Source organism: Cupriavidus sp. MP-37, assembly GCF_020618415.1.
GTDB lineage: Bacteria > Pseudomonadota > Gammaproteobacteria > Burkholderiales > Burkholderiaceae > Cupriavidus.
On sequence record NZ_CP085344.1, the window covers coordinates 1,242,724 to 1,267,865 of the forward strand.

Annotated in this window: 26 protein-coding genes; 7 read left to right on the top strand and 19 right to left on the bottom strand. The window is 68.9% G+C overall.

The window, feature by feature from the left end:
* Positions 1 to 103 precede the first annotated feature (103 nt).
* A complete protein-coding gene (gene tcdA / locus LIN44_RS05855) occupies positions 104 to 973 on the top strand; it encodes a tRNA cyclic N6-threonylcarbamoyladenosine(37) synthase TcdA (RefSeq protein WP_227313924.1) in 870 nt (289 codons plus the stop codon).
* A gap of 18 nt (positions 974 to 991) precedes the next feature.
* Here the strand turns inward: tcdA and LIN44_RS05860 are convergent, their stop codons facing one another.
* Positions 992 to 1,570 carry an ATP-binding protein gene (locus tag LIN44_RS05860; RefSeq protein WP_227313925.1) on the bottom strand — a complete coding sequence of 193 codons (579 nt, stop codon included), beginning with the start codon at positions 1,568 to 1,570 and terminating at the stop codon, positions 992 to 994.
* A gap of 133 nt (positions 1,571 to 1,703) precedes the next feature.
* Between LIN44_RS05860 and LIN44_RS05865 the strand changes: the two genes are divergently transcribed.
* On the top strand, positions 1,704 to 2,144 hold the full coding sequence (locus tag LIN44_RS05865) for a bacteriohemerythrin (protein WP_112774494.1): 441 nt from the start codon (positions 1,704 to 1,706) through the stop codon (positions 2,142 to 2,144).
* An 18-nt stretch (positions 2,145 to 2,162) separates the two neighbouring features.
* Here LIN44_RS05865 and LIN44_RS05870 read toward each other — a convergent pair whose 3' ends face one another.
* Positions 2,163 to 2,540, bottom strand: coding sequence for a cupin domain-containing protein (locus tag LIN44_RS05870; RefSeq protein WP_227313926.1), 378 nt, complete (start codon positions 2,538 to 2,540; stop codon positions 2,163 to 2,165).
* Between the two features lie 71 nt (positions 2,541 to 2,611).
* A complete protein-coding gene (gene trxA / locus LIN44_RS05875) occupies positions 2,612 to 3,463 on the bottom strand; it encodes a thioredoxin (RefSeq protein WP_227313927.1) in 852 nt (283 codons plus the stop codon).
* 195 nt (positions 3,464 to 3,658) lie between these two features.
* Here trxA and LIN44_RS05880 point away from each other — a divergent pair, with 195 nt between their 5' ends.
* The gene (locus tag LIN44_RS05880; protein WP_227313928.1) at positions 3,659 to 5,353 is read left to right on the top strand and encodes a long-chain fatty acid--CoA ligase; all 1,695 of its coding nucleotides are present in this window, start codon (positions 3,659 to 3,661) and stop codon (positions 5,351 to 5,353) included.
* 205 nt (positions 5,354 to 5,558) lie between these two features.
* Here LIN44_RS05880 and LIN44_RS05885 read toward each other — a convergent pair whose 3' ends face one another.
* Both LIN44_RS05885 and LIN44_RS05890 read right to left on the bottom strand, forming a co-directional pair.
* Positions 5,559 to 6,359: an ankyrin repeat domain-containing protein gene (locus LIN44_RS05885; protein ID WP_227313929.1), complete on the bottom strand. Its 801-nt coding sequence runs from the start codon at positions 6,357 to 6,359 to the stop codon at positions 5,559 to 5,561.
* 17 nt (positions 6,360 to 6,376) lie between these two features.
* Positions 6,377 to 7,141 carry a gamma-glutamylcyclotransferase gene (locus tag LIN44_RS05890; protein ID WP_227313930.1) on the bottom strand — a complete coding sequence of 255 codons (765 nt, stop codon included), beginning with the start codon at positions 7,139 to 7,141 and terminating at the stop codon, positions 6,377 to 6,379.
* Positions 7,142 to 7,397: 256 nt separating this feature from the next.
* Here LIN44_RS05890 and LIN44_RS05895 point away from each other — a divergent pair, with 256 nt between their 5' ends.
* Positions 7,398 to 7,718: a hypothetical protein gene (locus LIN44_RS05895; protein WP_227313931.1), complete on the top strand. Its 321-nt coding sequence runs from the start codon at positions 7,398 to 7,400 to the stop codon at positions 7,716 to 7,718.
* 86 nt (positions 7,719 to 7,804) lie between these two features.
* On the opposite strand, the gene LIN44_RS05900 is transcribed toward LIN44_RS05895, so the two are convergent.
* The 7 genes from LIN44_RS05900 to LIN44_RS05930 all read right to left on the bottom strand — a co-directional run bounded on the left by LIN44_RS05900 (position 7,805) and on the right by LIN44_RS05930 (position 12,324).
* Positions 7,805 to 8,152, bottom strand: a complete 348-nt coding sequence (locus LIN44_RS05900; protein WP_010813699.1) for an FKBP-type peptidyl-prolyl cis-trans isomerase — start codon at positions 8,150 to 8,152, stop codon at positions 7,805 to 7,807.
* A 62-nt stretch (positions 8,153 to 8,214) separates the two neighbouring features.
* The gene (locus LIN44_RS05905) at positions 8,215 to 8,763 is read right to left on the bottom strand and encodes a YaeQ family protein (protein WP_012353517.1); all 549 of its coding nucleotides are present in this window, start codon (positions 8,761 to 8,763) and stop codon (positions 8,215 to 8,217) included.
* A gap of 97 nt (positions 8,764 to 8,860) precedes the next feature.
* On the bottom strand, positions 8,861 to 9,169 hold the full coding sequence (locus LIN44_RS05910; RefSeq protein ID WP_062801358.1) for a hypothetical protein: 309 nt from the start codon (positions 9,167 to 9,169) through the stop codon (positions 8,861 to 8,863).
* A 113-nt stretch (positions 9,170 to 9,282) separates the two neighbouring features.
* Positions 9,283 to 9,870, bottom strand: coding sequence for a YceI family protein (locus LIN44_RS05915; protein ID WP_227313932.1), 588 nt, complete (start codon positions 9,868 to 9,870; stop codon positions 9,283 to 9,285).
* A gap of 5 nt (positions 9,871 to 9,875) precedes the next feature.
* Entirely contained in the window at positions 9,876 to 10,259 is a 384-nt protein-coding gene (locus tag LIN44_RS05920; protein ID WP_227313933.1) for an MAPEG family protein, read from the bottom strand.
* A 65-nt stretch (positions 10,260 to 10,324) separates the two neighbouring features.
* Positions 10,325 to 10,567 carry an RNA-binding S4 domain-containing protein gene (locus LIN44_RS05925; protein WP_227314343.1) on the bottom strand — a complete coding sequence of 81 codons (243 nt, stop codon included), beginning with the start codon at positions 10,565 to 10,567 and terminating at the stop codon, positions 10,325 to 10,327.
* Positions 10,567 to 12,324 carry a glutamine--tRNA ligase/YqeY domain fusion protein gene (locus LIN44_RS05930; RefSeq protein ID WP_227313934.1) on the bottom strand — a complete coding sequence of 586 codons (1,758 nt, stop codon included), beginning with the start codon at positions 12,322 to 12,324 and terminating at the stop codon, positions 10,567 to 10,569. The genes LIN44_RS05925 and LIN44_RS05930 overlap by 1 nt, the downstream gene beginning before the upstream one ends.
* Positions 12,325 to 12,567: 243 nt before the next feature.
* On the opposite strand from LIN44_RS05930, the gene LIN44_RS05935 reads away from it, so the two are divergent.
* Complete coding sequence (locus LIN44_RS05935) at positions 12,568 to 14,004, top strand: CoA transferase (protein WP_227313935.1); 1,437 nt, start codon at positions 12,568 to 12,570, stop codon at positions 14,002 to 14,004.
* On the opposite strand, the gene LIN44_RS05940 is transcribed toward LIN44_RS05935, so the two are convergent.
* From LIN44_RS05940 to LIN44_RS05955, 4 genes are all read right to left on the bottom strand, one after another.
* On the bottom strand, positions 14,001 to 14,618 hold the full coding sequence (locus LIN44_RS05940; protein WP_227313936.1) for a pyridoxamine 5'-phosphate oxidase family protein: 618 nt from the start codon (positions 14,616 to 14,618) through the stop codon (positions 14,001 to 14,003). The two genes, LIN44_RS05935 and LIN44_RS05940, sit on opposite strands and share 4 nt — an antisense overlap.
* An 85-nt stretch (positions 14,619 to 14,703) precedes the next feature.
* A complete protein-coding gene (locus tag LIN44_RS05945) occupies positions 14,704 to 15,564 on the bottom strand; it encodes a PhzF family phenazine biosynthesis protein (RefSeq protein WP_227313937.1) in 861 nt (286 codons plus the stop codon).
* A 338-nt stretch (positions 15,565 to 15,902) separates the two neighbouring features.
* Positions 15,903 to 17,528, bottom strand: coding sequence for a gamma-glutamyltransferase (gene ggt / locus LIN44_RS05950; RefSeq protein WP_227313938.1), 1,626 nt, complete (start codon positions 17,526 to 17,528; stop codon positions 15,903 to 15,905).
* 43 nt (positions 17,529 to 17,571) lie between these two features.
* Entirely contained in the window at positions 17,572 to 18,549 is a 978-nt protein-coding gene (locus LIN44_RS05955; protein WP_227313939.1) for a tripartite tricarboxylate transporter substrate binding protein, read from the bottom strand.
* A 161-nt stretch (positions 18,550 to 18,710) separates the two neighbouring features.
* Between LIN44_RS05955 and LIN44_RS05960 the strand changes: the two genes are divergently transcribed.
* Positions 18,711 to 19,595, top strand: a complete 885-nt coding sequence (locus LIN44_RS05960) for a LysR substrate-binding domain-containing protein (RefSeq protein ID WP_115704191.1) — start codon at positions 18,711 to 18,713, stop codon at positions 19,593 to 19,595.
* A gap of 89 nt (positions 19,596 to 19,684) precedes the next feature.
* Here LIN44_RS05960 and LIN44_RS05965 read toward each other — a convergent pair whose 3' ends face one another.
* Positions 19,685 to 21,187, bottom strand: a complete 1,503-nt coding sequence (locus tag LIN44_RS05965; RefSeq protein ID WP_227313940.1) for a tripartite tricarboxylate transporter permease — start codon at positions 21,185 to 21,187, stop codon at positions 19,685 to 19,687.
* Between the two features lie 13 nt (positions 21,188 to 21,200).
* Positions 21,201 to 21,662 carry a tripartite tricarboxylate transporter TctB family protein gene (locus LIN44_RS05970; protein WP_092307001.1) on the bottom strand — a complete coding sequence of 154 codons (462 nt, stop codon included), beginning with the start codon at positions 21,660 to 21,662 and terminating at the stop codon, positions 21,201 to 21,203.
* Between the two features lie 433 nt (positions 21,663 to 22,095).
* Between LIN44_RS05970 and LIN44_RS05975 the strand changes: the two genes are divergently transcribed.
* Positions 22,096 to 23,877, top strand: a complete 1,782-nt coding sequence (locus LIN44_RS05975; protein ID WP_227313941.1) for a potassium/proton antiporter — start codon at positions 22,096 to 22,098, stop codon at positions 23,875 to 23,877.
* A gap of 236 nt (positions 23,878 to 24,113) precedes the next feature.
* On the opposite strand, the gene LIN44_RS05980 is transcribed toward LIN44_RS05975, so the two are convergent.
* Positions 24,114 to 25,118 carry a tripartite tricarboxylate transporter substrate binding protein gene (locus LIN44_RS05980; RefSeq protein ID WP_227313942.1) on the bottom strand — a complete coding sequence of 335 codons (1,005 nt, stop codon included), beginning with the start codon at positions 25,116 to 25,118 and terminating at the stop codon, positions 24,114 to 24,116.
* Positions 25,119 to 25,142: the final 24 nt, after the last annotated feature.

The following is a 25,142-nucleotide window of genomic DNA, read 5'->3' on the forward strand; positions in this document are numbered from 1 at the left end:
TGTCGGGCACTGGCTGACATCGCCGCCGGAAAACGCCGGATTTTTCTGCCCCGGCGTGGCCTGTCCCGGCGCCGCCGGCGTCCCGCGATCCGCTCCAATTCTTATGAACGATGCCGCACACGAGCTCGCTGGCCTGCCCGAGCCGCTGACCCACGAAAGCCCGGCCGACGACGACTACCACCGTCGTTTCGGCGGCGTGGCGCGGCTGTATGGCGCCGCCGGGCTGGCCCGGCTGGAGGCGGCGAGCGTGTGCGTGGTCGGCATCGGCGGGGTCGGCAGCTGGGCTGCCGAGGCGCTGGCGCGCAACGCGGTGGGCCGCATCACGCTGATCGACCTGGACCATATCGCGCTGTCCAACACCAACCGCCAGATCCATGCGCTGGGCGACGCCTACGGGCGTGCCAAGGTCGAGGCCATGGCCGAGCGCATCGTCGCCATCAATCCGCGTTGCCGCGTGACCCAGGTCGACGACTTCGTCACCGCCGACAACGTGCCGGAGCTGCTCGGCGCCGGCTATGACTATGTGATCGACGCCATCGATGCGGTGCGGGTCAAGACCGCCATGCTGGGCTGGGCACGGCGCCAGGGCGTGCCGGTGATCACCTGCGGCGGCGCCGGCGGCCAGCTCGACCCCACGCGCGTGCGCATCGACGACCTCGCGCGCACGATCCAGGATCCGCTGCTGTCCAAGGTGCGCGCCGGCCTGCGCAAGCAGTGGGGCTTTACCCGCGACCCGAAAAAGAAGTTTGGCATCGCCGCGGTCTATTCGGACGAGCCGCTGCAATACCCCGAGCCCGAGCAGCAGGCCTGCGAGATCGACGAGGCACCGCCGCTGGAAACGCCATCCGGCGCGGCCGCCGCACGCGGGCCGCAAGGGCTGGCCTGCGCCGGCTTCGGCTCGTCGGTGGCGGTGACGGCGGTGTTCGGCTTGGTCGCGGCGTCGGCGGTGATCGGCGCGATTGCGCGCGGCTGAGCCTGTGCGCCGCGCCGTTCAGGCGCTCAGGGCGCGCAGCAGCGCGTCGATCTGGGCCTCGCCCGGGGCCTGGTTGTCGAAAAAGATCAGCTCCGGATAGTCGGCGGGCGCGGGCATGAAGCGCCGGGTCCGGTACGCGTCCCAGTGCGCCAGCTTGTAGGCATCGTTGGGGTTGCCGCGCCGGATGATGCGCGCGTGGGCCTCGTCCTCGGGCAGGTGGACCCAGACCGTGCGCACCGTGGTGCCGGCGGGCACGCGCAGCCAGTCCGGGTCGTTCAGCAGGTGGGCGCGGACCTCGCGCGACAGCGGGCCGATCACGATGACGCTGATGCCCAGCGCCAGGTTCTCGCGCGCGGTGTCGAGCAGGCCCTGGTATTCGGGGTCGCGCAGGTGGTCGAGGTAGGCGGGGCTGTCGCGGTCGTTGGGGTCGCCGGTGATCGCAGCCATGGCCGCGGCGCTGTAGCGGCCATACAGCGTGTCCTTGTCGAGCAGGCAGAACGGCTCGCCGGTGGCCTGCATCAGCGGGCCGATCAGGCGGTGGGCGAGGGTGGTCTTGCCGGTGCCGGCATGGCCGCAGAAGAAGATCAGTCGTGGCATGAGCGAAAGACGATAGGGGTGACGGACCGGCCGCATTGCCGACAGCATACCCTGCTCGCTTGCGCCAGATCAGGCCCGGGTCGCGCCGATTCGGTATCCTTGCCGTTTTTCTGCACGCTTGCCGCCGCTTCCCATGGACGCCAAAGACCAGCTTTCCTCCGCCGGCCTGCCGGACCACCTGCACCTGGGCGAACCGGTCACCGATGCCACCCACGCCGAGTTCGTGCAGCTGCTGGCGGCGGTCGCCAGCGCCGACGACGACGCTTTCCTGGCGGCGATGGACGCGTGGATCGACCACACCCGCCATCATTTCGCCCAGGAAGAGCAGTGGATGGAGGCGATGGGCTTCGGCCCGCGCCATTGCCACGCGGGCGAGCACCAGCAGGTGCTGGCGGTGGCCGTCGCGGTGCGCGACAAGGTGCACAGCGATGCCGAGTTCCAGCTGGGGCGCCGGCTGGTGGCCGAGCTGTCAGGCTGGTTCGACCATCACGTCAAGTCGATGGACGCGATGATGGTCGAACATATGCGCGAGAACGGCTTCACGCTGATCGAAGGTCCGGCCACGGCGGCGTGATTGCCGCAGGCGTGGCGCTCAGGCCGGGCGCGCCGCGTCGCGGTCGATCACCACGAAGTACTTGCGCACCGGGTCCAGCACCTGGAACACGCCGGTAAAGCCGCCCGGGATCACGCAGGCATCGCCGGGGCCGAATTCGCTGGCCTGGCCGCTGTCGTCGCTGATGCGGATGCGGCCGCTGATGACGTGGAAGAACTCTTCCTTGCCCGCCGGGAAGGCGATGCGCCACGCGCCCGGCTCGCACGCCCAGATACCGCAATCGAAATCGCCATGCTGCGCGCTGTAGTGCGTCCAGGTGGTGCGGTCCGGATTGCCCGACACCAGCCGGTCGGGGCGTGGACGGTCGTGGCTGGGGGCAGGTTCGGTGTTGAAGTCGATCAGGCGGGGCGCGGTCATGGCAGCGGGTGAACGGGGAATGCGGTGGAACCGGGAGTCCGCCAGTTTACCGCGCCGGACCCGCATCGCCGTCAGTTCAGCGACGTGCTCAGCTGGCGGCGCCAGCGCGACACCACCTCGGGCCGGTCGGCCAGCATCTCGAATACCGACAGCATGGTGCGGCGGCCGATATCGTCCTCGAAGCCGCGGTCGGTGCGCACGATCGCCAGCAACTGTTCCAGCGCCGGCTCGTATTGCTGCTGCGCGATCATCAGCCGCGCCAGGTCCAGGCGCGCGGCGAGGTCGCGCGGATCGGCGTCGATGCGGCTGGCCAGGGTGGCCGCATCGGGCAGGCCGGCGGCGTTCTCCATCGCTTCGATGCGCGTGCGCAGCGCGCCGTAGCCAGCTTCCTGTTCCGCGCGCGGCGACAGCGCCGCGAACTCGGCGCGGGCCCGGTCGACGGCGTTGCCGTCGAGCAGGAAGCCGATATAGGCCAGGCGCGCGGCATCGGCTTCCGGATCCGCCGCGATCGCGTCGGCGAACAGGGTCTCGGCGCCGTCGCGGTTGCCCGCGGCCGCCAGTTCCAGCGCCTGGGCCAGCGGCGAGCCGGCCTGGGCCTGTCCCGGCGCCAGCCGGCCCAGGAACTCGCGCAGGCCCGATTCCGGCAGCACGCCGATAAACTGGTCCACTGCCTGGCCGTCGGCAATCGCCACCACATGCGGGATGCTGCGTACGCCGAAGTGCGCGGCCAGCTCCTGGTTTTCGTCGACATTGACCTTGACCAGCTTCCACTGGCCGTCCGCCTCGGCTTCCAGGCGTTCCAGCATGGGGCCCAGCGTGCGGCACGGGCCGCACCACGGGGCCCAGAAATCGACCAGCACGGGCATCTGGCGCGAGGCGTCGATCACTTCGGTTTCAAAATTCTGCAGGGTGACGTCGCTCATGGGGAATCCTGGAGGGGAGAGGGATGGGAATCGATATTCCCCTATTGTGAGGGCGAAGGCGCCGAATGCAACGCCGGATGCCGTCGGCGGACCGCCGCGATGCGGGAAGTCACCGGTTGAAAATAGAACGATCGTTCGGTTATAGTCCTTGACCAGACGACAGACCCGGTCCGCGAGACCGCACAGGAGACCTCCATGCCGAACCCCGCCCGCCCGCATTTCCAGTTCTGGCCAAAGCGCCTGCCCGCCGCCATCGTGCTGCCGGAAACGTCGCTGTGGGCCAACCTGGAGGTCTCGGCGCTGCGCTATGCCGACAAGGCCGCGATCCGCTATTTCGGCAACGCCATCAGTTTCCGTGAGCTGCAGGCCCAGGCCACCGCGCTGGCGGGCTGGCTGCAGCAAAAGGCGGGCGTGAAGAAGGGCGACCGCGTGCTGCTGTACATGCAGAACTGCCCGCAGTTCATCGTCAGCTACTACGCCATCCTGCGCGCCGACGCAGTGGTGGTACCGGTCAACCCGATGAACCGCGCCGAGGAATTCAAGCACTACGTCACCGATGCCCAGGCACGCGTGGCGATCTTTACCGCCGACCTCGCCGCCGGCGTCGAGCAGGCCCAGGCCGAGCTGGAACCGGCGCAGCGCCTGCAACACCTGCTGGTGACCCAGTATGCCGACGCGCTGCCGCCGTCCCACGAACATCCGGAAGACGCGCCGCCGGCATGGCTGACCACGCCGCATCCGTTGCCCGCGGGCGCCACCGCCTGGGCCGACGCGCTCGGCGCGGGCCTGCAGCCGGGGCCGCATACCGCCGGCTCGGACGACATGGCGGTGATGCCGTACACCTCGGGCACCACCGGCTTCCCCAAGGGCTGCATCCACACCCACCGCTCGGTGATGCACAACATCGTCGGCGGTGCGACCTGGTCGGGCTCGGGCGCGGAGTCGGTGGTGCTGTCGGTGCTGCCGCTGTTCCACGTCACCGGCATGCAGTACGGCATGAACGGCCCGATCTACAGCGGCGCCACCGTGGTGATGCTGCCGCGCTGGGACCGCGAAGTGGCGGGGCGCCTGATCTCGCGCTACCAGGTCACGCACTGGACCAATATCCCGACCATGGTGATCGACTTCCTGGCCAGCCCCAACCTGGCCGAGTTCGACCTGTCGAGCCTGCGCTACATCGGCGGCGGCGGTGCGGCCATGCCCCAGGCGGTGGCCGAGCGCCTGCGCGAGCAGTTCGGGCTGAATTACCTGGAAGGCTACGGGCTGTCCGAGACCATGGCGCCGACCCACAGCAACCCGTCGGACCGGCCCAAGCTGCAGTGCCTGGGCGTGCCGACCTTCAACACCGACGCGCGCGTGATCGACCCCGTCACGCTGAAGGAACTGCCGCCCAACGAGATCGGCGAGATCATCGTCAGCGGCCCGCAGGTGTTCAAGGGCTACTGGGGCAAGGAGGACGCCACCCGCGAGGCCTTCATCGAATTCGAGGGCAAGACCTTCTTCCGCACCGGCGACCTGGGCCGCATGGATGAAGAGGGCTATTACTTCATCACCGACCGCCTCAAGCGCATGATCAATGCGTCAGGCTTCAAGGTGTGGCCGGCCGAGGTCGAGAACCTGCTGTACAAGCACCCGGACGTGCAGGAAGCCTGCATCATCGGCACGCGCGACCCTTACCGCGGCGAGACCGTCAAGGCGGTGGTGGTGCTGCGCGCCCATGCCAGGGGCAAGACCACGCCGGAACAGATCATTGACTGGGCCAAGGACAATATGGCCGCCTACAAGTATCCGCGCGTGGTCGAGTTCGTCGAGGCGCTGCCGAAGTCGGGCACCGGCAAGGTGATGTGGCGCCATCTGCAGGAAAGCGAGAACGCGCGGTCGGGCGTCTAGGCCGAAAGGCCGCAGTGGGTTCTCCCTCTCCCCTCATGGGGAGAGGGCCGGGGTGAGGGGTGGTTCAGCAAGGAACCACAAGAAACCACGCCGACGGTTTTGTCGAACACGGTGGCTCCGGCCGGCGCCCGGCCCTCACCCCAACCCTCTCCCGCGCGCGGGAGAGGGAGCACACAAGTGGCATCCGTTGTCTCCAGGGCAAGGCTCAATGCCCGCGCACCCGCATCAGCATCTTCACCATGGTCTTGTAGCCGCGTTCGCGCGCATGGCGGGTAGGTGTCACGCCTTCGCGGTCGGCCAGGTTGGCGTCGGCGCCCGCATCCAGCAGCAGCTGCACCGTATCCTCGTAGCGCGCGCTGCCGTCGCCCAGGATCACCGCCTCCAGCAGCGCGGTCCAGCCCAGGTCGTTGACGTGGTCGACGGCAATGCCGGCCTTGAGCAGCAGCTTCACCACTTCCACATGGCCCTGCTGGCTGGCCGCGATCAGCGCGGTGCCATGGTAGCGGTCGGTGCTGGCGAGGTCGGCGCCGTGCGCCAGCGCCAGCCGTACCATGTCGGCCTGGCCGGTGGCGGCGGCCAGAAGGAACGGGCTGTTGGCGTCGGCATCCTTCAGGTTGACGTCGGCACCGGCCAGCAGCAGCATGCGCGCGACCTCGGTGCGGCGGTTCTGCACGGCCGCCAGCAGCGCGCTGCGGCCCTGTTCGTCGGCGGCGCGGGCCGAGGCCCCGGCGGCCAGCAGGCGTGACACCAGGGCCTGGTCGCCGGCGCTGGCGGCCGTGATCAGGTTGCGGTCGAGCGTGCCGATGGCGTCGCGGCGTGCCGTCGCTTGCGGGGCGGGGCCGCGCGGAGGGCGCCCGGCGGACGGGGTGGCCGCGCCGCCCGCCGGACGCGCCGCCAGGGTCTGGCCGCCCTGGGCCGCCAGCAGGCCGCCGCCCATCAGCAAGCCCACCAGTCCCAGCAGCTCGTTGAGTGCCTGTCTGCGGGTGCGGGCGGCGGGGCGCGTCATGGCGGCAGCTCCTGGGCTCAGACGGTTTCGTGAGGGCTGGCCGGCAGCGTGGACTCGTGCGGCGCCTGGCCCGCGGAGCGGGCGGCAGGTTCGGCGGCATCGGCGGCATCGCCCGCCTGCAGCTGGCGCCAGAGCCGCCCGAGGTAGGGATCATCGACGCCGTTGGTGGCCAGTCCCAGCAGGGTTTGCTGCAGGTATTCGCGCGCCGGGCCGTAAAGCCCGGTGGCGTGGCGCAGCCGTTCCACCACGCTGGCGTCGGGCAGCCGGCCGGCGTAGGCCTCGTGGGAACGGTTCATGACGAAGGCCAGCGCGCGCTGCTCGGGCGCGCCGGCGGCGCCGACGCGGATGCGCAGCCAGCGCGGATGGTAGGCGCCGGTCAGCATTTCGCGGCGCCACAGCACGCGGAACTCCTGCTCGACCACATGGCTGGGCACGCGGAACACCATGCCGTGGCAGCAGCCGCCGCGGTCCAGCCCGAGCACCAGCCCGGGATTGTCCCAGGTGCCGCGGTTGATGCGGGAATAGAGGTAGAAGCCGCGGTGGTAGCCGTGCACCGTCGCGCGCCGGCGCTCGGTATGCACCACCATCGGGTTCCAGATCAGCGAGCCGTAGCCGAATACCCAGACATCGCCGCCCAGCGCGGGATCGTCGGGGCGGCGCGCCAGCGTATCGGCCAGCGACTGCTCCAGCGCCGCCTCGGGCAACAGCGAGGATGCAACCGGGGTGCTGCACAGCGAGGTGCGCAGCCGGTCGGATTCGAGGTCCTGTCGCGTGATGCCCATGCTGCAAGCATAAATCAAAGCGGCGTCCCGGGCGGGCCGGGGAAATGCCACAAGTGGCACTTTTGCTCGGAATTGTCTGAGTCAGCGGGCTGGGTGTGGGCGCCTGACAACGCTCCGCGGCGCGTGGTGCCGCTGCCACTCGCCATGACCGTGCGCCATCGCGCCTTGTCGGTGGTCAGGCCGGCGCGAATTGCGCGCCGCTGGCGTCGCCGAGTCCTTACAATGGGGCCTCAATCCAACCCAGGGGGAACCTGCGATGGCACGTACGCTTACGGTGGTGTTCGGCAGCGGCAAGGAATTTGACTTCACGGTCGGCGCGGACGAGCTGGCCGCGGTCACCGAGGATGCCGCCTGGCGCTGGTTCGACCGGGAGTACACCGAGCTGGACTGCCAGGCCTCGAGCCCGGTAGGCAAGGTGCTGGTGATCGACAAGATCCTGAATGTCGCCAAGTTCTCCGGAGAAGCGCGCTTCTCCGGCGATGCCGCCTGGGCGCAGGACTATGCGCGCCATGCGGCGCGGCTGCTGGACCGGGACAAGGTCCGCGTCGATGTCGGCAACGCCGCCATCGGTTTCTGAGAGCGCCCGGGCCGGGTGCCCGGGCTGTACTCCGGCCGGACGCCGCTCCTGCTGTGCGGGCGCGGCGCCGGCTTGAATCGCGAGCTTTAAACCGCCAGCAGTTCCACTTCAAACAGCAGCGTCGCGTTCGGCGGGATCACGCCGCCGGCGCCGCGCGCGCCATAGCCCAGGTCGGCCGGGATCACCAGGCGGCGCACGCCGCCCACCTTCATGCCCTGCACGCCTTCGTCCCAGCCGCGGATCACATGGCCGGCACCCAGCGGGAACACGAACGGGTCGTTGCGGTCCTTGCTCGAATCGAACTTGCGGCCGGCCTGGCCGTTCTCGTAGAGCCAGCCGGTGTAGTGCACGGTGACGTGCTTGCCGGCGGTGGCTTCGGCGCCGGCGCCGACGGTGGTGTCTTCGTATTGCAGGCCAGAGGGCGTGGTTTGCATGGCGTGATTTCCTTGCGATGGGAAAGACGTGGACAGGGAAGATGAGCGCAGTGGCGCTGCGCTCAGGCTTGGGCGCGCTGGAGCACTTCCAGCGTCAGTTGTACGTTGCGGTCGTCGTCGGCGACCCAGATGTCGCCGTCCTGGATCGTTACCGACAGGCGCATGGCGCGCTGCGCCAGCGCGGCCAGCGCGTCGACGGCCTCCGCCGGGACATTGTAGACGGTGACGTTGCGCAGCTTGCCGGCCTTGCCCGCCATGCCCTTCCACCATTCGCGCGCGCTCGCGGCATTGTAGGTGTAGACGGTCACGCGCTCGGCGCGGGCCGCGGCGCGTTTCAGGCGGGCTTCGTCGGGCTGGCCCAGTTCGACCCAATGGGCGATGTCGCCGGTCAGGCGCTTGTCCCACAGGTCGGGCTCGTCGGGTTCGTCGAGGCCGCGGGTAAAGGCCAGGGTTTCGCTGGCTTCGCAGGCAAAGGCCAGCAGGCGCACCATCATGCGCGCGTCGTTCTCGGACGGATGCTGGGCGATGGTCAGGCTGTGGCTGCCGTAATAAGGCCGGTCCATGTCCGACACGGACAGTTCGGCCTTGAAGATGGTGGATTTGAGCGCCATGAGGTGAGGTGAGCGGCAGGCGCCCCGGGCTGGGGTGCGTACGACGCAAAAGGCCGCATCATACGCGATTCAACGCCGGCAATTCAAAGCCGGAGCCTCAGCGCTTGCGGTATTCCTTCAGGTAAAAGCGCAGCAGCGCCGAGACCAGCAGGGTGCCGAGGAAGGCCGCCGCGACCAGCAGCGCCTGGCCGGGCGGGGTATCGATCTGGCCGGCCAGGCCCAAGCGGAACAGCCAGGTGCCGACCATCATCGCCAGGAACGGCATCAGCAGCGCGCCGCGGCCGTAGGTGCGCACCGCCCACAGCGGGAAGCGGCGCAGGAAATCGCCCGGAATGCTGCAGGCCAGGCAGGCCCCGGCAGCTGCCAGCGCGGCGGCCACGATGTCGCCGGAATGGATCTCGAACATGGTCTCTGTCTCGCGTCGCCGCACACGCGCACGAAGCGTGGCAGGAATTTTGCAAAGCGCTGATTCTACAAGAGAAATTTGTGGCGCAGGTGACGAGTAGGGTAAGCGCTGAGTTAGCGCGGCGGGCGTTCGGCGGGCGATGCCTCGACCGCCACTTGCAGCGTCACGGTGTCGCCGACCTCGGGCAGGAAGCGCGTCATGCCGAAGGCACTGCGCGGCACTTCGGCACGGAAGTCGCCGCCGCAGACCTGCCGGCGCACGCCGAACAGCGTGACCTCGCCGCAGCGGAAGCGCTCGGCCAGCAGCCGCAGGGGCCGCGTTACGCCATGCAGCGTCAGTTCGCCCTCCACGGCGACAAGGCGGCCGGCTTCGGTCAGGAACCGCTCGGCGCGCAGCCGCGCCACCGGGTGCTCGGCAATATCGAAGAACTGTGCCGAGCGCAGCACGCCGTCCAGGGTGCGGTTGCCGGTATCGACGGAGCCGAGGTCCACCGTCACGTCGAGCGCGCCGGCGCCGCTGTCCGCGTCATAGACCAGCCGTCCGTCGATCTTGCCGAAGCGCCCGCGCACCGAGCTGCGCTCGAAATGGCTGGCCGAAAAGTAGACGGTGGTATGGGCCGGGTCCAGGGTGTACTCGACCGGCGCCGCGTGGGCGGCAGTGATGCCGATGGCGGCCAGCAGAAGCAGCGCGCGCAGGGCCATGGGCGTCAGTGGAGGAGCACCGGCAGCAGGAAGATCCCCACCACGGTCAGGTAGCCGATGGTCCAGCACAGCGTGCGCAGGGTGGCGCGGTCGGTGATGTAGCACAGGGTGTAGAGCACGCGCACCGCGATAAACGCCATCGCCAGTTCGTCGACGCGGGCCTGCGGTGCCTGCAGCCAGGTGGCGCTCAGCACCGCGGCGGCAAAGAACGGGAAGGCCTCGAAATGGTTGCGGTGCGCCATGTCGGCGCGGCGCGCACGGCCGGACTGCCGTTCCAGCCAGCCGCGCGGGTCATGGTTGTCGAAGCCCGGCGCACTGGCCTTGGCGATGGCGACTGTCGCCACCGGCAGGATGCCGGCCAGCAGCACGCACCAGAAAGCGATCGGCATAGTCGTCCTTTCGGTTGCAGTGCCGGCGCTGCCCGCACGGGGCGGCGCGCCGGCCGGCCGCGCGGTCAGGCGGCGACCACGCGGATCTCGATGCCCGCCAGGCCCACCACCTGCCCGGCGCGGATCTTCGCAGTCTTGCGCGATTCGGGCGCGCCGTCCACCGAGACCTCGCCGGCCGCGACCAGCGCCTTGCCGGCGCCGCCGCTGTCGCATACGCCCGCCAGCTTGAGCAGGTCATTGAGGGCGATGAACTCGCCCTCGAGCGGGAAAGTGATGGTCTGCACCGCGGCCTTGCCGGATTTGGCCATCACTTGCCCCAGCTGTCTTTGAGGCCGACGATGCGGTTGAACACCGGCTTGCCCGGCGCCGAATCGCTGCGGTCGGCGACAAAGTAGCCGTGGCGCTCGAACTGGAAGCGGTCTTCCGGCCGTGCCTCGCGCAGGCCCGGCTCCAGGTAGGCGGTGATCACCTGCTTGGAGTCCGGGTTGAGCGCATCGAGGAAGTTCTTGCCGCCGGCGTCCGGATTGGGATCGTTGAACAGGCGGTCGTACAGGCGCACCTCGGCTTCATAAGCGTGCGCGGCGCTGACCCAGTGGATCACGCCCTTGACCTTGACGCTGTCGGCGCCCGGCGTGCCGCTCTTGGTGTCGGGCAGGTAGCTGGCATGCACGGCCACCACGTTGCCGTCGGCATCCTTGTCCACGCCGGTGCACTCGATCACATAGCCATACTTCAGCCGCACCTTGTTGCCCGGGAACAGGCGGAAATAGCCCTTGGGCGGGGTCTCGTTGAAGTCCTCGCGCTCGATCCACAGCTCGCGCGACAGCGGGAACACCCGCTTGCCCAGTTCCGGCTTCTTGGGATGGACCGGTGCCGAGCATTCCTCGCTCTGGCCTGCGGGGTAGTTGTCGAGGATCAGCTTGAGCGGGTCCAGCACCGCCACGCCGCGCGCGGCGCGGCCGTCGAGGTCGTCGCGCACCGAGCCTTCGAGCGTGCTCATGTCGATCCAGCTGTCGGCCTTGGCCACGCCGACGCGGTCGCAGAACAGCTGGATCGATTCCGGCGTGTAGCCGCGGCGGCGCACGCCCACCAGCGTGGGCATGCGCGGATCGTCCCAGCCGTCGACGCGCTGTTCGTCGACCAGCTGCTTGAGCTTGCGCTTGCTGGTGATGGCGTAGGTCAGGTTCAGCCGCGCGAACTCATACTGGTGCGGCAGCGGGTCGCGGAACACGCCGCTGTCGCGCAGGTGCTCCAGCACCCAGTCGTACAGCGGGCGGTTGTTCTCGAACTCGAGCGTGCACAGCGAGTGGGTGATGTTCTCCAGCGCGTCCGAGATGCAGTGCGTGAAGTCGTACATTGGGTAGATGCACCACTTGTCGCCGGTGCGGTGGTGATGCGCGTGGCGGATGCGGTAGAGCACCGGGTCGCGCATGACGATGTTGGGCGCGGCCATGTCGATCTTCGCGCGCAGCACGTGCTCGCCGTCGGCGTACTTGCCGGCGCGCATGTCGCGGAACAGCTGCAGGTTTTCCTCGACGCTGCGGTCGCGGTAGGGGGAGGGCTTGCCCGGCTCGGAGAAATTACCGCGGCTGGCGGCGATCTGCTCGGCCGACTGGCTGTCGACGTAGGCGGCGCCGCGCTCGATCAGGGTCTCGGCAAAGGCGTAGAGCTGGTCGAAGTAGTCGCTGGCGTAGTACAGGTGCGGCTGCTTGTGGCCGTCCTTGCCTTCGCTGTCCCAGGAGAAGCCGAGCCAGTGCACGGCGTCGATGATGGAGTCGACGTATTCGGTGTCTTCCTTGACCGGGTTGGTGTCGTCGAAGCGCAGGTGGCAGCGGCCGCCGTAGTCGCGCGCCAGCCCGAAGTTCAGGCAGATGCTCTTGGCATGGCCGATATGCAGGTAGCCGTTGGGCTCCGGCGGGAAGCGGGTGATGACGGTCGGCAGCGGCTCGCCTTGCTTGTCCTGGCGGCCGGCGTAGGTGCCGGCGGCAAGGTCCTGGTCGATGATGCTGCGCAGGAAGTTGGAGGCGGCGGAGGTGCTGTCGGTAGGCTTGTTGTCGTGGCTCATGATGGCGCCGGTTGGCCGGCCGCAGGCGCCTGCAAGGCGTGGGGCCGGGTCGGATTGCGTGGCGGAATGCCAATAGCGGGATTTTACCGTGCCGGCGGCGCCGCACGCCGTGAGCATCGGCTCATTTGTGGACTTGTCCATTGCGGCTCTGGTTGGCCGCAGCGGAAAGTGATGTGTCGGAGTAGCATGGAGGCCCGTGCCGGCCGCTACGGCCGCGAGTCATCCATCGCAGCAGGAACGCCCATGAACGCCCCCACCGCTGCGGCACAAGTGCCGCCCATGCCCCTCGATGTCGTCGGCGCGCTGTGGCGCGATGCCGGCCTGCCCGACGCGGCTCTGGTCCATCTGCGCCTGGACGGTGCCGAGCCGGTGCTGCCTTCGAGCTTTGCCGTGGGCACCGCGGCGCAGGCCAGCCTGGCCGCGTCGGCGCTGGCCGCCGCCACGCTGTGGCAAGGCCGCAGCGGCCGCTGGCAGGACGTCAGCGTCGACATGCGCCACGCCATCACCGAGTTCCGCAGCGAGCGCTACCTGCGCGTCGATGGCGGCCCGGCGCCGGAACTGTGGGACAAGATCGCCGGCATCTACCGCTGCGGCGACGGCCGCTGGGTCCGCCTGCACACCAATTTTCCGCATCACCGCGACGGCGTGCTGCGGCTGCTGGGCTGTGCCTATGACCAGGCGGCGGTGCAGGCGGCGCTGGAAAAATGGGAAGCCGAGGCGTTCGAGACGGCCGCGTCCGACGCCGGCCTGGTGGTGGCCGCGCTGCGCAGCTTCGACGAATGGGACCGCCATCCGCAAGCCGCCGCCCTGCGTGGCCTGCCGCCGGTAACGCTGGAGCGGATCGGCGACGCTCCGCCGCAGCCGCTGCCGGCGCCGGTGTCGTCGGGCGAGCAGCCGCTGTCGGGCGTGCGCGTGCTCGATTTCACCCGCATCATCGCCGGCCCGGTGGCGGGGCGCACGCTGGCCGCGCATGGCGCCGACGTGCTGCTGGTCACCGCGCCGCACCTGCCGTCGATCGCGCCGCTGGTGATCGACACCGGCCGCGGCAAGCGCAGCTGCCAGCTGGACCTGCGCGATGCCGACGACAAGCGCACGCTGCACAAGCTGCTGCACGGCGCCGATGTGCTGGTGCAAGGCTACCGGCCCGGCGGCCTGGCCGAGCTGGGCGCGGGCGCGGAGGCCGCGGCGCGCGCCCGTCCGGGCATCGTCTATGTGTCGCTGAGCGCGTATGGCCACGTCGGGCCGTGGGCGCACAAGCGCGGCTTCGATTCGCTGGTGCAGACCGCCACCGGCTTCAACGCCGCTGAAGCGCAGGCGGCCGGCAGTGACACGCCGCGCCCGTTGCCGGCCCAGGTGCTGGACCACGCCGCGGGCTACCTGGTGGCATTCGGCGCGATGGCCGCGCTGCACCGGCGCGCAGTGGAGGGTGGCAGCTGGCATGTGCGCGTGTCGCTGGCGCAGGTGGGGCAGTGGCTGCGCGGGCTGGGGCGCGTGCCCGACGGGCTCAAGGCGCCCGAGCAGAAGATCGACGACGTGGCCGACCTGCTCGAGGCGGTGCCATCCGGCTTCGGCATGCTGACCGTGGTGCGCCACGCCGCGCAGCTGTCGGAGACGCCGGCGCGCTGGACGCTGCCGTCCGAGCCGCTCGGCACGCATGCGCCGGAGTGGCTGCCGCGCTAGTAGAGCGTGGTGCGCTGCCGCTCGGGCAGCTCGCGGTCATAGGCGGCGCCGTCGATGGCGTTGCCGCTCAGCGTGGCCAGGATTTCGCCGTTGCTGGGCAGCGACTGGCGCGCGACCTGCGACTGCGCGGCCCACAGGCGCGAGCGGATCAGCGCGCGGGCGCACTGGAAGAACACCGCCTGCACCGTGATTACCAGCACCGTGGTCGGGGCCTTGCCTTCGACCACGCAGCGCGCGATCAGCGCGGGATCGACGCTGATCTGCGCGGTGCCGTTGACGCGGATGGTCTCGTTGATGCCCGGGATCACGAACAGCAGGCCCACGCGCGGATCGGCGACGATATTGCGCAGGCTGTCGATGCGGTTGTTGCCGCGCCGGTCCGGCAGCAGCAGCGTGCGCTCGTCCAGCACCTGTACGAAGCCGGGGGCGTCGCCGCGCGGCGAGCATTCGGCCCAGTCCTGCCCGACCGTCGACAGCAGGCAGAACGGCGCCGCTTCGATAAAGGCCCGGTAGTGCGGATGCAGGTAATCGACTTGCTTGGAGAGCGAGGGCGGCGCCGGCTGCGCGTAGAGCGCTTCCAGCTCGGCCAGCGTGGTGATCGCGTGCGGGGTCATGGCAGGTGGGGCGTAGGTTGGGCGTAGGTTGGGCATAGGCGGGGGCGATAGCGTCAATGTAACGCACAAGCGCGGCGCGCAGGCCCTACACGGTCACGGTGCCCCGGCCGATCTCCAGCACGCGCCCGCCCACGCGGATCGCGCCCGCGGCATCGATGGCAAGGCGCAGCCGGCACGGGCGGCCCACGGCCTCGCCCTGGTCGATCGCATAGGCGGCCGGCAGCGCATGGCCGGTGGCCAGCAGCCAGCCGCCGAGGTTGGCGCAGGCCGAGCCCGTGCCGGGATCCTCGGCCACGCCGCCGCCCTGCTTGGTGAAGAAGTAGCGCGACAGCACGCGTGCGGGCTGTTCGGGATCGAAGGCAAAGACGTAGGCGGTCTTGCGGCCCAGGCTGCTTTGCGGCCAGATGCCAAGCCGCGCGCTGTCCGGATTGGCGCGGCGCACGGCGTCGGTACTGCGCACCGGCACCAGCAGCTGGTCGGCCCCGGTATCGACCCACATCGGCGGCATCAGCAGGTCTTGTTCCCGCAAGCCGAGCAGGCCGGCCATGTCGGCGTCGGCCAGGCCGGACGGCGCGGTCTTCGGCTCGCCGCGGTGGGGCGCGGTGAAGGTCCAGACATCGCCCTGCGCGGCCACGGGCACCACGCCGGCAAGGAACTCCAGCGTCAGCGCATCGCCGGTGCCGGCCAGTTCGCGCACCACGTGCGCGGTCCCCAGCGTCGGATGGCCAGCAAAGCGCATCTCATAGCCGGTGGTGAAAATGCGCACCCGCGCGCTGGCCTGTTCCGACGGCAGGATAAAGGTGGTTTCCGACAGGTTGAACTGCAGCGCCAGCGCCTGCATGGTGGCGTCGTCCATGCCGCGCGCGTCCTCGAACACGCACAGGGGATTGCCGCCGAAGGTGGATTCGGCAAAGACGTTGAGCAGGCGGAAGGAGTAGGTGGTCATGGCGCGGGGGCTCCGAAGGATCTTCCGTCACAGTGTACGGAGACCGGGCCGGCGGGCCATGGACAATTGGAGGGTTTGCGAGCGGGCCAGTTGGACCGGCGCTGTTCTCGCGATGCCGTTCGCAGCAAGCGCCCCTCGCCCGCTTGCGGGAGAGGGGAGAGGGCGGGCGCGGGCCGAAGCCAAGGTGCTGGAAAAAACCGTTGGCCTCGTTTTGTGTGGTTCCTGGCTAGACCACCCCTCACCCCGGCCCTCTCCCCGTGAGGGGAGAGGGAGAACACCTTGCTTAGGCTAGTTCGGGCGGCTTTGGTGCACCCAAAACCGCCGCTCCCTTTTACGCTTCAGAACCCCACCGCCTGCCCGTCGCGCCGGCTGTCGCTGGCCGCGACGTAGCCGTGGTCGGCGTCGTCCGACAGGCGCCAGATAAACTGGCCCGAGCCGAAGTCCATGTACGGGTCGTCCACCGACTTGAGCTGGTGGCCGCGCGCCTTCAGGCCCGCGACCGTGGCCGGGTCCATGGTGCCTTCCACGTCCAGCGTGAAGTCGCGGTTGACCTTCCAGCGCGGCGCGCAGCAGGCGGCCTGCGGCTGCTGGTTGTAGTCGAGCATGCGCACCACGGTCTGCACGTGGCCCTGCGGCTGCATGTCGCCGCCCATCACGCCGAAGCTCATCACCGGCTGGCCGTCCTTGGTCAGGAAGGCCGGGATGATGGTGTGGAACGGACGCTTGCCGCCCGCGACCACGTTGGCGGATTTCGGGTCCATCGAGAAGCCGACGCCGCGGTTCTGCAGGCTGATGCCGGTGCCCGGCACCACCACGCCCGAGCCGAAGCCCATGTAGTTGGACTGGATGAACGAGATCATCATGCCGTTCTCGTCCGCCGCGGTCAGGTAGATGGTGCCGCCGACCTTGGGCATGCCGAAGTTGAAATGCGTGGCGCGCTGCATGTCGATCAGCTTGGCGCGCGACTTCAGGTAGGCGTCGTCCAGCATCTGTTCGGGCGTGACTTCCATGCTGCGCGGGTCGGCCACGTACTGGTACAGGTCGGCGAAGGCCAGCTTCATGGCCTCGATCTGCAGGTGCTGCGAATCGACCGAATCCACCGGGATCGAGGCCAGGTCGAACTGGTCGAGGATGCCCAGCGCGATCAGCGCGGCGATGCCCTGGCCATTGGGCGGGATCTCGTGCAGTTCATAGCCGCGGTACGACTTGCTGATCGGCTTGACCCAGTCGGGCCGGTAGTTGCGCAGGTCGTCGAGCGTCATCGCGCCGCCGCACTGCTGGCTGAAGGCGGCGATCTTCTCGGCGATCGCACCCTCGTAGTAGGCGCGGCCGCCGGTGGCGCCGATCTGGCGCAGGGTCTCGGCGGCGGCCTTCATGGTGAACTTTTCGCCTACCGCCGGGGCGCGGCCGTTGGGCATGAAGGTGTCGGCGTAGCCGGGCTGGTCTTTCAGTTCCGGCACGGCAGCGGCCCACTTGTGCGCCACCACCGGCGGCACCGCATAGCCGCGCTCGGCGATCTCGATCGCCGGTTCCATCAGGTCGGCGAACGGCAGTTTGCCGAAGCGCTCGTGCAGCGCGGCCCAGCCGGCGATGACGCCGGGCACGGTGACCGAGTCCCAGCCGCGGATCGGGCGGTTCGCCAGGCCGTTGGCGTCGGTGCCGTACTTGCGCTTGAAGTACTCCGGGTTCCAGGCGGCCGGGGCCACGCCGGAGGAGTTCAGGCCGTGGAGCTCCTTGCCGTCCCACAGGATGGCAAAGGCGTCGCTGCCCAGGCCGCACGACACCGGCTCGACGATGGTGATCGCGGCGGCCGCGGCGATGGCGGCATCGACGGCATTGCCGCCCTTGAGCAGCATGCGCAGGCCGGCCTGCGCGGCCAGCGGGTGCGAGGTCGAGACCACGTTGCGCGCGAACAGCGGGATGCGCACGGACGGGTAGGGGTTGGTCCAGTTGAAGTTCTGCATGGGTGTGTCCTGTGTGTCCTGTGTGTTCGGTGCGCCCGGGCGCTTATTCTGCCGTGATCTTGCGATCCTTGATCAGCTTGCCCCAGCGCGCGCTGTCCTGCTTCACCATGGCGGCGAACTGGGCGGGCGTGCCGCCGACCGGTTCGGCCCCCAGCTTGCCCAGCCGCTCCCTGACCTCGGGCGACTGGATGGCCTTGTTGAACTCGGCATTGAGGCGGTTGACGATATCGGCCGGCATGCCCTTGGGGCCGTAGATGCCGAACCAGGTATCGGAGACAAAGCCCGGCAGGCCGGATTCGCTGGCGGTGGGGATTTCCGGCGCCAGCGGCGAGCGCTTCGCACTGGTCACCGCGAGCGCCTTGAGCTTGCCGTCCTTCACATGCGGCAGGCCCGAGACGATGCTGTCGAACAGCACCTGCACCTTGCCCGAGATCAGGTCAGGCACGGCCAGCGCGGTGCCGCGGTAAGGGATGTGGGTGATGAACACGCCCGCCTGCGCCTTGAAGGCCTCGGCGGTGAGGTGCACCACGGTGCCGTTGCCGCTCGAGGCGTAGTTCAGCTCGCCGGGATGCTTCTTGGCATAGTCGACCAGCTCGCGCACGTTCTTCACCGGCAGGCTGTTAGGCACCACCAGCACGTTGGTGGCGATGGCGACCTGGCCCACCGGCGTGAAATCGGTCTCGGCGTGGTACGGCAACCGCGGGTTGATATGCGGGCCGATCGAATGCGTGCTGGTGGTGGCGATCAGCAGCGTATAGCCGTCGGGCGCGGCCTTGGCGGCCATGTCGGAACCGATCGCGCCGCCCGCGCCGGGACGGTTGTCGACCACGATCTGCTGGCCCATGTTGCTGCCGACCTTCTGCGCGATGGCGCGCGCCAGCAGGTCGGTGGCGCCGCTGGCGGGGAAGGGCACGAGCAGCCGGATCGGCTTGCTCGGATACGTGTCGGCCAGTGCAGGGGTGGCGGCCAGGCACAGGCCGATGCCGAGGCCGGTGCCGAGGCGGCGCAGCCAGGATGTCATGGGTGTCTCCGGAAATCAGGCGCAGGGCGGATTGATGATCGGCCTTCATTATTCCGCGCCGCCGGTCACAAAGAAAGCTAATATTTCTTTCCGATGTCGCAAGAAATTTTTAAGTATCGAACGCCATGGCGACGGGGCGTTCCCTGGCTTTCGTGTGCACCATGAGCACTGTCCGCTTTCTTCGTACCTTTGTCGCCGTGGCCGAGCACGGCTCGTTCGCCGCCGCCGCGGCGCAGGTGGCGCTGACCCAGGCCGCGGTCAGCCTGCAGATGCGCGCGCTGGAGACCGAGCTGCGGCGCGAGCTGTTCGACCGCAACGGCCGCGTGGCGGTGCTCAACGCCGACGGCCGCGCACTGTTGCCGCAGGCGCGCAAGCTGCTGGCGCTCTATGAAGAGATGCGGCTGCCGCTGGCTTCGGCCGAGGCCATGGCGGGCGCGGTCGCGGTGGGTGCGGTGGTGTCGGTGATGGGTGGCCTGTCGCACGCGGTGGCGCGCATGAAGCGCACCTATCCCGCCCTCGACGTGCGGCTGGTCGGCGCCAAGTCGATCGAGCTGGCGGCGCAGGTGGAGGCCGGCGAACTCGACGCCGCCATCCTGGTGGAAGGCGCCGCGCGCGTGCCCGGCACGCTGCGCTGGACGCCGCTGTACCAGGAGCCGCTGGTGGCCATCGCCGCGCGCGGCAGCCCGGGCCGCGACGCGCGCGAGGCGCTGGCGGCCAACCCCTACCTGCGTTTCGATCGCAGCCAGCGCACCGGCGTGCTGGTGGAGCGCGCGCTGCGCCGCGCGCACCTGAAGGTCAATGAGTTCCTGGAACTGAACGCGATCGAGGCGCTGGTCGAACTGGTGCGGCAGGAGGTGGGCGTGACCGTGGTGCCGCTGCTGCGGCGCGCGCGCTGGCGCGACGACGACGCCTTGCGCGTGCTGCCGCTGCTGGTCAACGGCGAGCCGGTGATGCGCCAGATCGGCATGCTGGAGCGGCGCGACCACGGCCGCGGACAGGTCACGGCGGCGGTGCGCGCGGCCTGCAGCGAACTGTTCGGCGCCTAGCAACGACAGGCACCGGACGAAAAAAAAGGGCACCTTGCGGTGCCCTTCAGTCTTGCTGCAGCCGGCGCGAGGCCGGCGGTGTTCCCTGCTTATTCTTCCTGGAAGGCTTCTTCGCGCTTGGCCTTGATCGACGGCAGCGCCACGATCACGACCAGCACCGCGGCGGCGATCAGCAGGCCCAGCGACAGCGGGCGCGTCACGAACACGCTGAAGTCACCACGCGACAGCAGCAGCGAGCGGCGGAAGTTCTCTTCCATCATCGGCCCCAGCACGAAGCCGAGCAGCAGCGGTGCCGGTTCGCAGCGCAGCTTGATGAACAGGTAGCCCACCACGCCGAAGGCAGCGGTCTGGAACACGTCGAAGGTGGTGTTCTGGACCGAATACACGCCGATGCAGCAGAACGTCAGGATGGCCGGGTACAGGTAGCGGTAGGGCACCTTCAGCAGCTTCACCCAGATGCCGATCAGCGGCAGGTTCAGCACGATCAGCATCAGGTTGCCGATCCACATCGAGGCGATCAGGCCCCAGAACAGCGCCGGGTTGCTGGTCATCACCTGCGGGCCGGGCTGGATGTTGTGGATGGTCATCGCACCCACCATCAGCGCCATCACCGCGTTGGGCGGGATGCCCAGCGTCAGCAGCGGGATGAACGAGGTCTGCGACGCGGCGTTGTTGGCCGATTCCGGACCTGCCACGCCTTCGATCGCGCCCTTGCCGAATTCCTGCGGGTACTTCGAGGTCTTCTTCTCCAGCGAGTACGCCGCGAACGAAGCCAGCGAGGCGCCGCCGCCCGGCAGGATGCCCAGCGCCGAACCCAGCGCGGTGCCGCGCAGCACGGCCGGGATCATGCGCTTGAAGTCTTCCTTGGTCGGGAACAGGTTGGTGATGTGGTCGGTGAAGGTCTCGCGGTGCTCCTTCTGCTCCAGGTTGGCAATGATTTCGGCAAAGCCGAAGATACCCATTGCCACCGAGACGAAGTTCAGGCCGTCGGTCAGTTCCGGCACGTCGAACGAGAAGCGCGCGGCGCCAGAGTTCACGTCGGTGCCGACCAGGCCCAGCAGCAGGCCCAGCACGATCATGGCGATGGCCTTGACCAGCGAACCCGAGGCCAGCACCACGGCGCCGATCAGGCCCAGCACCATCAGCGAGAAGTACTCGGCCGGGCCGAACTTGAACGCCAGTTCCGACAGCGGCGCGGCAAACGCGGCCAGGATCATGGTGGCGACGCAGCCGGCGAAGAACGAGCCCAGGCCCGCCGTGGCCAGCGCCACCCCCGCTCGCCCTCGCCTGGCCATCTGGTAGCCATCGATGGTGGTCACCACCGACGACGATTCACCAGGCAGGTTCACCAGGATGGCGGTGGTGGAGCCGCCGTACTGGGCGCCGTAGTAGATGCCGGCCAGCATGATCAGCGCGGCCACCGGCGGCAGCGTGTAGGTCACCGGCAGCAGCATGGCGATGGTGGCCAGCGGCCCCAGGCCCGGCAGCACGCCGATCAGCGTACCCAGCACGCAGCCGAGGAAGGCGTAGGCCAGGTTCTGGAAGGTCAGGGCGGTGGAGAAGCCCAGACTCAGGTTGGTGAGTAGTTCCATGTTGGCGGCCTCCTTAGCTTGCCAGGAAAGCCGGCCACACCGGCATCTGCAGGTTGATGCCGTACACGAACGCGCCCAGGCTGATCAGCACCAGGATGACCGCGTTCAGGATGGCGCCCTTCCAGCTGAACTCGTGGCTGGCCATCGACGACACCAGCACCAGCACCAGCACCGACAGCACCATGCCCAGCGGCTTCAGCAGCAGGCCGAACAGCACCACCGAACCGAGGATCCACAACAGCGTCTTGATGTCCCAGCGGGCCAGGCTGTCTTCTTCCGTCTTGGACGACAGCGAGCCGAACAGCACCAGCGCGCCCAGCAGGGCGAGCACGATGCCGAGCCAGAACGGGAAGTATCCCGGTCCCATTTTTGCGGCGGTTCCCATGGAATAACCGCGCGCGACCCAGGAAAAGCCGAATCCGACCAGGATGAACATCAGGCCGGAGGCGAAGTCCTTTTGGCTACGTATGCGCAAAGTGAATCTCCTCGATAAGACTGCTTGAAATCTGCGGCGGGCCTCTTTCGTTGCCATTGTTGCGTTGCATCAATGCAGCGTGTCCCGGAGGCCTTCCGGCGGGCAGGGTGGAAGGTAAGGGGGCGACCTTTCAGCTACCTTTCAGATGTCTGCAAATGGGGTCATGGTTCGGGTATCCCCTAGTGAGAGCACGCTTAAAAGTGCCGCTACGCCAGGCTGCAGGCCGCTTTGCGGGTCGAGTCCCGGGATCGCTGCGCTATCATCCGGAACGGTCTGGCGGGCCGCGGCGGCCGGCGCGGCCGAAGGGCTCTGAAAGGTTTTGAAAGGTTTTGAAAGGTTCTGAAGGGTTCTGAAAGGTCCTGAAAGCTTCCGCGGGCCAGTCCCAGGCAACACCAGGCAAGACCAGGCAACCTCAGGCAACACAAGGAGCGCTTTGGAAAGCATCGACCATGTCATTCTGCTCGGCGCCGTCGTGATGTCGCTGGGCATCGTGCTGGGCGCATTCTCGGCGCGCTTCGGCGTGCCGTTCCTGCTGGTGTTCCTCGCGGTGGGCATGCTCGCCGGGGTCGATGGCCCGGGCGGCATCCGCTTCTCCGATACCTGGCTCAGCTTCCTGGTGGGCAACCTGGCGCTGGCCATCATCCTGCTCGACGGCGGCCTGCGCACCCGCCTTGCCACCTTCCGCGTGGCGCTCAAGCCGTCGCTGTCGCTGGCCACCGTGGGCGTGCTGGTGACGGCCGCGCTGGTCGGGATCTTCGCCGCCTGGCTGCTCGGCATCGACTGGCGCCTGGGGCTGCTGCTGGGGGCCATCGTCGGCTCGACCGATGCCGCCGCGGTGTTCTCGACGCTCAACAGCAGCGGCATCCGGCTCAAGGACCGGGTCGCCAGCGTGCTCGAGATCGAATCCGGCATCAACGACCCGATGGCGATCTTCCTGACGCTGACGCTGATCGAATGGCTGACCGCGCCCGAGGGCCTGACGCCGCTGGGGCTGGTGCTGCGGCTGCTGGTGCAGTTCGGCGTGGGCGGCGCGCTGGGCCTCGGGCTCGGCTATTGCCTGGCCAATGTGCTGGAGCGCACGCGCGTGGCCGAGGGGCTGCAGTCGATCCTGCTGTGCTCGGGCGGCGCGATGGTCTTTGCCATCGTGCAGACCGCCGGCGGCAGCGGCTTCCTGGCGGTGTACCTGACCGGCATGCTGATCGGCAACCGCGAGCGCGCCGTCACTGCCGACACCATGCGCGCCATGGACGGCATGGCGTGGCTGGCGCAGTCGGCCATGTTCCTGCTGCTGGGGCTGCTGGTGGCGCCGCACCGGATCTGGGAGGTCGCCGGCCCCGCGGTGGCGGTGGCAGCCTTCCTGATGCTGGTGGCGCGGCCGGTGGCGGTGTGGCTGGCGCTGCTGCCGTTCCGCTTCAATGCGCGCGAGACCGGCTTTATCGCCTGGATGGGCCTGCGCGGCGCGGTGCCGATCGTGCTGGCGCTGTTCCCGCTGCTGCGCGAGGTGCCGCAGTCGGGGCTGCTGTTCCGCATTGCCTTTGCGGTGGTGCTGGCCAGCCTGCTGTTCCAGGGCACCACCGTGTCGGTGGCGGCGCGGCTGGCGCGCGTGCTGCGCCCCGGCTACCCCGAGCCGCTGGCGCGCTCGCGCCTGCGCGGCACGCGCGCGCCGATCCTGGAGGTGATGCAGTTCGAGGTCGGTCCCAACGCGCCGGTCGAGAACGTGCGCGCCGACCAGCTCGAGCTGCCGCCGCACTGCCGGCTGATGACGGTGGCCCGCGAAGATGCGCTGGCCGAGCCGGGCCAGACGGTATTGCGCGCCGGCGACGCGGTCTGCGTGCTGGGGCCGACCATCTCGTTGCCGATGCTGTCGGCGTTGTTCCAGACGCCGGGCCGGTCGCCCACCTGGGAACAGGTCTCGCACGATTTCCTGCTGTCAGGCGACGCGCCGCTGCGCGACGTGGCCGCGCTCTATGGCACGCGCGCGCTGACGCCGGAGGAAGAGCCGCTGACGCTGGAAAGCGCAATGCTGCGCGCGTTCACCTCGCCGCCGGTGGAGGGCGACAGCGTCGAGATCGCGGGGCTGCCGCTGACGATAACGCGCATGGACGGCGCGCGGATCGTGCAGGTGGGCTTGCTGCTGCCGCGGCTGGACGGGGATTCGGGCGGGAAGTTGTGGGTGCGCAGGCGCAAGGGTCAGCCTAGCCGCGAGCGCGCATGATTGCGCCGGTTTTCTCCCCTCTCCCGCTCGCGGGAGAGGGGCGGGGGTGAGGGCGGGAGTTTCAAAGGACTGGGGCCCGTGGGTTTAAACCGTGGGCTTCGCTTGGTTTGGTACCTCGCCAAACCGCCCCTCACCCCGGCCCTCTCCCCGTGAGGGGAGAGGGGGAACACCTTGCCGAGGCTAGCTCGGGCGGCTTGGGAGCACCCAAAACCGCTCTCCCTCCCCCTGTTTGGGGGTTAGTCGACCTTCGCCCCCGACACCTTCACGATCTGCGCATACTTCTTCAGTTCCTTCTGGATCAGCGCCGCAAACTGCTCCGGCGTGGTCGGCGCCGGCTGCGCGCCGATGCGGGCCAGGCGCGCCTTCATGTCGTCGGTCTTCAGGATCGCCACGATCTCGTGGTTCAGCTTGTCGACGATCTCGCGCGGCGTGTTGGCCGGCGCGAACACGCCGAACCACGTCGAGATGTCGAAGCCTTCCAGCCCCAGCCCCTTGCCGGCCTCGGCAATGGTCGGCAGCTCCGGGAACGACGCGGCGCGGCCGGCGGTGGTGACGGCGAAGGCCTTGAGCTTGCCCGCCTTGATGTTGGCCGAGGCCGAGGCCAGATTGTCGAAGATCAGGTCGGTCTGGCCCGACAGCACCGACAGCTGCGCCGGCGACGCGCCGTTGTAGGGAATATGGACCATGCTGACCTTGGCCATGCTCTTGAACAGCTCGCCCGACAGGTGGCCGGCGCTGCCGTTGCCGCCCGAGGCATAGTCCAGCTTGCCCGGATTCTTGCGTGCGTAGGCGACCAGGTCGCGCACGTTGTTGATATGCAGCTCCGCCGCCTTGCCCGGGTGCATCACCAGCACGTTGGGCACGTCGGCGACCAGCGTGACCGGCGCGAAGTCTTTGACCGGGTCGTACGGCATCTTGCTGAACAGCGTCGGGTTGATGGCGTGCGTCGCCACCGCGCCCATCACGATGGTGTAGCCGTCGGCGGGCTGCTTGGCGACGTAGTCAGCGCCCAGGTTGCCGCCCGCACCCGGCTTGTTTTCCACGATCACGGGCTGGCCCAGGCTGTCGCGCAGCTTGTCGCCGATGGCGCGCGCCACGGTGTCGAGCGGGCCGCCGGCCGGGTAGGGCACCACGAAGCGAACGGGCTTGGTCGGGTAGGCATTGGTGGCGGCGGTGGCGGCGACGGCGGCGGCCGGCACCAGGGCCGCGCTCAGCGCGGCGGCAAGCAGTTTCTTCAGCATGTTGCGGAGTACAGGAGGATAGGG

Excerpts from the sequence above, each read along its gene's own strand:
- LIN44_RS05935 (WP_227313935.1), top strand. The coding sequence starts at position 12,568 with ATGAACGCCCCCACCGCTGCGGCACAAGTGCCGCCCATGCCCCTCGAT.
- trxA (WP_227313927.1), bottom strand. The coding sequence starts at position 3,463 with ATGAGCGACGTCACCCTGCAGAATTTTGAAACCGAAGTGATCGACGCC.
- LIN44_RS05880 (WP_227313928.1), top strand. The coding sequence starts at position 3,659 with ATGCCGAACCCCGCCCGCCCGCATTTCCAGTTCTGGCCAAAGCGCCTG.
- LIN44_RS05905 (WP_012353517.1), bottom strand. The coding sequence starts at position 8,763 with ATGGCGCTCAAATCCACCATCTTCAAGGCCGAACTGTCCGTGTCGGAC.
- LIN44_RS05980 (WP_227313942.1), bottom strand. The coding sequence starts at position 25,118 with ATGCTGAAGAAACTGCTTGCCGCCGCGCTGAGCGCGGCCCTGGTGCCG.
- LIN44_RS05930 (WP_227313934.1), bottom strand. The coding sequence starts at position 12,324 with ATGAGCCACGACAACAAGCCTACCGACAGCACCTCCGCCGCCTCCAAC.
- LIN44_RS05960 (WP_115704191.1), top strand. The coding sequence starts at position 18,711 with ATGAGCACTGTCCGCTTTCTTCGTACCTTTGTCGCCGTGGCCGAGCAC.
- LIN44_RS05900 (WP_010813699.1), bottom strand. The coding sequence starts at position 8,152 with ATGCAAACCACGCCCTCTGGCCTGCAATACGAAGACACCACCGTCGGC.
- LIN44_RS05965 (WP_227313940.1), bottom strand. The coding sequence starts at position 21,187 with ATGGAACTACTCACCAACCTGAGTCTGGGCTTCTCCACCGCCCTGACC.
- LIN44_RS05860 (WP_227313925.1), bottom strand. The coding sequence starts at position 1,570 with ATGCCACGACTGATCTTCTTCTGCGGCCATGCCGGCACCGGCAAGACC.
- LIN44_RS05865 (WP_112774494.1), top strand. The coding sequence starts at position 1,704 with ATGGACGCCAAAGACCAGCTTTCCTCCGCCGGCCTGCCGGACCACCTG.
- LIN44_RS05870 (WP_227313926.1), bottom strand. The coding sequence starts at position 2,540 with ATGACCGCGCCCCGCCTGATCGACTTCAACACCGAACCTGCCCCCAGC.
- LIN44_RS05945 (WP_227313937.1), bottom strand. The coding sequence starts at position 15,564 with ATGACCACCTACTCCTTCCGCCTGCTCAACGTCTTTGCCGAATCCACC.
- LIN44_RS05890 (WP_227313930.1), bottom strand. The coding sequence starts at position 7,141 with ATGGGCATCACGCGACAGGACCTCGAATCCGACCGGCTGCGCACCTCG.
- LIN44_RS05895 (WP_227313931.1), top strand. The coding sequence starts at position 7,398 with ATGGCACGTACGCTTACGGTGGTGTTCGGCAGCGGCAAGGAATTTGAC.
- LIN44_RS05885 (WP_227313929.1), bottom strand. The coding sequence starts at position 6,359 with ATGACGCGCCCCGCCGCCCGCACCCGCAGACAGGCACTCAACGAGCTG.
- LIN44_RS05915 (WP_227313932.1), bottom strand. The coding sequence starts at position 9,870 with ATGGCCCTGCGCGCGCTGCTTCTGCTGGCCGCCATCGGCATCACTGCC.
- LIN44_RS05940 (WP_227313936.1), bottom strand. The coding sequence starts at position 14,618 with ATGACCCCGCACGCGATCACCACGCTGGCCGAGCTGGAAGCGCTCTAC.
- LIN44_RS05910 (WP_062801358.1), bottom strand. The coding sequence starts at position 9,169 with ATGTTCGAGATCCATTCCGGCGACATCGTGGCCGCCGCGCTGGCAGCT.
- LIN44_RS05955 (WP_227313939.1), bottom strand. The coding sequence starts at position 18,549 with ATGACATCCTGGCTGCGCCGCCTCGGCACCGGCCTCGGCATCGGCCTG.
- LIN44_RS05925 (WP_227314343.1), bottom strand. The coding sequence starts at position 10,567 with ATGGCCAAATCCGGCAAGGCCGCGGTGCAGACCATCACTTTCCCGCTC.
- LIN44_RS05920 (WP_227313933.1), bottom strand. The coding sequence starts at position 10,259 with ATGCCGATCGCTTTCTGGTGCGTGCTGCTGGCCGGCATCCTGCCGGTG.
- tcdA (WP_227313924.1), top strand. The coding sequence starts at position 104 with ATGAACGATGCCGCACACGAGCTCGCTGGCCTGCCCGAGCCGCTGACC.
- ggt (WP_227313938.1), bottom strand. The coding sequence starts at position 17,528 with ATGCAGAACTTCAACTGGACCAACCCCTACCCGTCCGTGCGCATCCCG.